Annotated in this window: 2 protein-coding genes and 1 pseudogene; 2 read left to right on the top strand and 1 reads right to left on the bottom strand. The window is 46.6% G+C overall.

What is annotated here, in order from left to right:
• Positions 1–245 precede the first annotated feature (245 nt).
• On the top strand, positions 246–1481 hold the full coding sequence (gene pepT, locus AC4E7D_RS13785; protein WP_490174355.1) for a peptidase T: 1236 nt from the start codon (positions 246–248) through the stop codon (positions 1479–1481).
• Positions 1478–2074 carry a YdeI/OmpD-associated family protein gene (locus AC4E7D_RS13780; RefSeq protein ID WP_490174354.1) on the top strand — a complete coding sequence of 199 codons (597 nt, stop codon included), beginning with the start codon at positions 1478–1480 and terminating at the stop codon, positions 2072–2074. Before pepT ends, AC4E7D_RS13780 begins: the two co-directional genes overlap by 4 nt.
• Before the next feature lie 24 nt (positions 2075–2098).
• Here the strand turns inward: AC4E7D_RS13780 and AC4E7D_RS13775 are convergent.
• Positions 2099–2544, bottom strand: a pseudogene (locus AC4E7D_RS13775) (gfo/Idh/MocA family oxidoreductase); the annotation flags it as partial.

Raw genomic sequence — 2544 nt, 5'->3', positions numbered from 1 at the left:
GTAATCGGCTACCCAGACATCGGTTTGCGCCTGTTGCTCTGCACTGAGCTGGAATACCTGCAGGATAACCTCGGTATCCTTCCCTCCCAGGCCCAAAGTACAGGATGCAGACTGTCCCAACCCGGCAGTCGGGATCAACCATCCAAAACCAAACAAAACCAGGGTTAAATGACGCATCTCCTTTCTTTTTACACCATGCAAGATAACGTTTAAAATAACAGTACTTTTAACAAAAATCTACAATCATGCGAGGACTAGTTGAACGCTTCCTGGAATATGTAAAAATTGACACCCAAAGTGATCCGTATTCTGATAGTACCCCCAGCACCGAAAAACAGTGGGATCTGGCCCACAAATTGGTGGCAGAGCTTAAAAACATCGGAATGAAGGAGGTTGAGATAGATGAAAAGGGATACATCATGGCTACGCTTCCGGCCAACACAGATCAGGACATCCCTACTATTGGTTTTATATCCCATTATGACACCACCCCGGATTTTTCCGGGACAGGGGTAAATCCAAGAATTATTGATTCATACGATGGTAATGAGATCCTACTTAATGCTGAAAAGCAAATCGTCCTGTCTCCCAAGGAATTTGAGGATTTGAACCTGTATCACGGGCAGTCCCTAATTGTGACAGACGGTACAACGCTCCTGGGTGCTGACGACAAGGCGGGTATCGCCGAGATCATTACCGCCATGCACTATCTGATACAGCATCCGGAAATCAAACACGGGGAGGTTCGTGTTGGGTTTACCCCGGATGAAGAGATAGGTCGTGGGGCCCATCATTTTGATGTGGAAAAGTTCAGGGCAGAATGGGCGTACACCATGGATGGGAGCCAGATAGGGGAACTCGAATACGAAAATTTTAACGCGGCCAGTGCTGTAGTAACCGCCAGAGGAAAAAGTGTACACCCCGGTTATGCGAAGGGTAAAATGATTAATGCCATTGGCTTGCTGCAGGAATTCATGCATGCCCTGCCCAAGGAACAGGTACCAGAACGTACCTCGGGGAGGGAAGGGTTTTTCCATATCCAGAAAATCACCGGCGCTATCGAACATGCTGAGCTCGAAATGATCATTCGCGACCATGACCGGGAACTCTTTGAAAACCGCAAGAAGCAGGTGGAAGCTATCGTAGAAAAGGTAAATGCCAGGGTCCCCAATGGCCTGTCTGTGAAAATTGAAGACCAGTACTACAACATGAAGGAAAAGGTGGCCCCTGTAAAGTACATCGTTGACATTGCGGAAGAAGCTATGAGGTCCCTGGGCATTATCCCGATCATTAAACCCATACGTGGCGGTACTGATGGGTCACAACTAAGCTATATGGGGCTTCCGTGTCCGAATATCTTTGCTGGTGGACATAATTTTCACGGTAAATACGAGTACGTCCCTATTGAAAGCATGCAAAAGGCAGTAGAGGTTATCGTAAAAATCTGTGAACTTACTGCTAAAAGAAAAAAGGAATCATGAGCCAGGAAAAGATAGAAGCCTTTTTCGAGCGGGAGCACCCTTTTCGAAAAGGGATCAGGCGCCTAAGGGAGATTGTGCTAAAAACAGAACTGAAAGAGCAGCTGAAATGGGGTGCCCCGGTATATACGCTCAATAACAAAAATGTACTGGGCATTATGGCGTTTAAACACCATTTTGGCATTTGGTTCTTCAACGGAGTTTTTCTAAGTGATCCCCTGAAAGTGCTGGAGAACGCACAAGAGGGCAAAACCAAGGCCATGCGGCATTGGAAGTTCAACAGGCCCGAAGAAATCAATGATGCCTCGGTAACTACTTATGTGAACGAAGCTATTGAGAATCAGAAAAAAGGATTGGAAATTAAACCCCAACGTAAAACAAGCCTGGAAATACCGGAACTTCTGCAAAAAGCACTCCAATCCGATACCTCCCTCAATGAAAGCTTCAAGAGTTTAACCTCCGGGAAACAACGCGAATATTGCGAGTATATCAGCAGCGCAAAACAGGAAAAAACCAGACAAGGGCGCCTCGAAAAAATAACTCCCATGATCCGGGCGGGGATTGGATTAAACGACCGCTATCGAAAAAAGTCCTGATGCTACCTAAAAAAACGTCACCCGCTATCCAGGCAATTGCCAGCCATTATAGTACTCTATCCCGGCCAACGTATTGGCTTCCGGGTTCGTAAAGGCTTCTTTGTCCTTGTCCCAATAGATGCGCGTACCCGCTTTGTAGGCTACATTTCCCATGTGACATACCATAGCGGCATCAAAGCCAACTTTCAAGGGTGCATTCAAACTTAGTGCATCCCTCGTTTTCACAGCGTTAATAAAGTTCTGGGTATGCAGGTCCAGACCGCTGCCCTCTCTATTTTGTAAGGGTATGCCCTTCATTTTTGGAGTACCCTCTTTTCCCCAACCCTGGAATTCTTTTTCCGGAAGCACTTCCCACCCGGCACGGTTGAGTACCAGGGTGCCGTTATTCCCTATAAAAGCAATACCGTGGTTCCTGTCATAATTACCTCCATCAATACCTGTGGCATGTTCCCAAAGCATATTGAAGTTTT

The organism is Lentiprolixibacter sp., assembly GCF_982873095.1.
The sequence above is the reverse complement of the archived record's forward strand: the minus strand, read 5'-3'. Positions and strand labels throughout refer to the sequence as shown.

Excerpts from the sequence above, each read along its gene's own strand:
- pepT (WP_490174355.1), top strand. The coding sequence starts at position 246 with ATGCGAGGACTAGTTGAACGCTTCCTGGAATATGTAAAAATTGACACC.
- AC4E7D_RS13780 (WP_490174354.1), top strand. The coding sequence starts at position 1,478 with ATGAGCCAGGAAAAGATAGAAGCCTTTTTCGAGCGGGAGCACCCTTTT.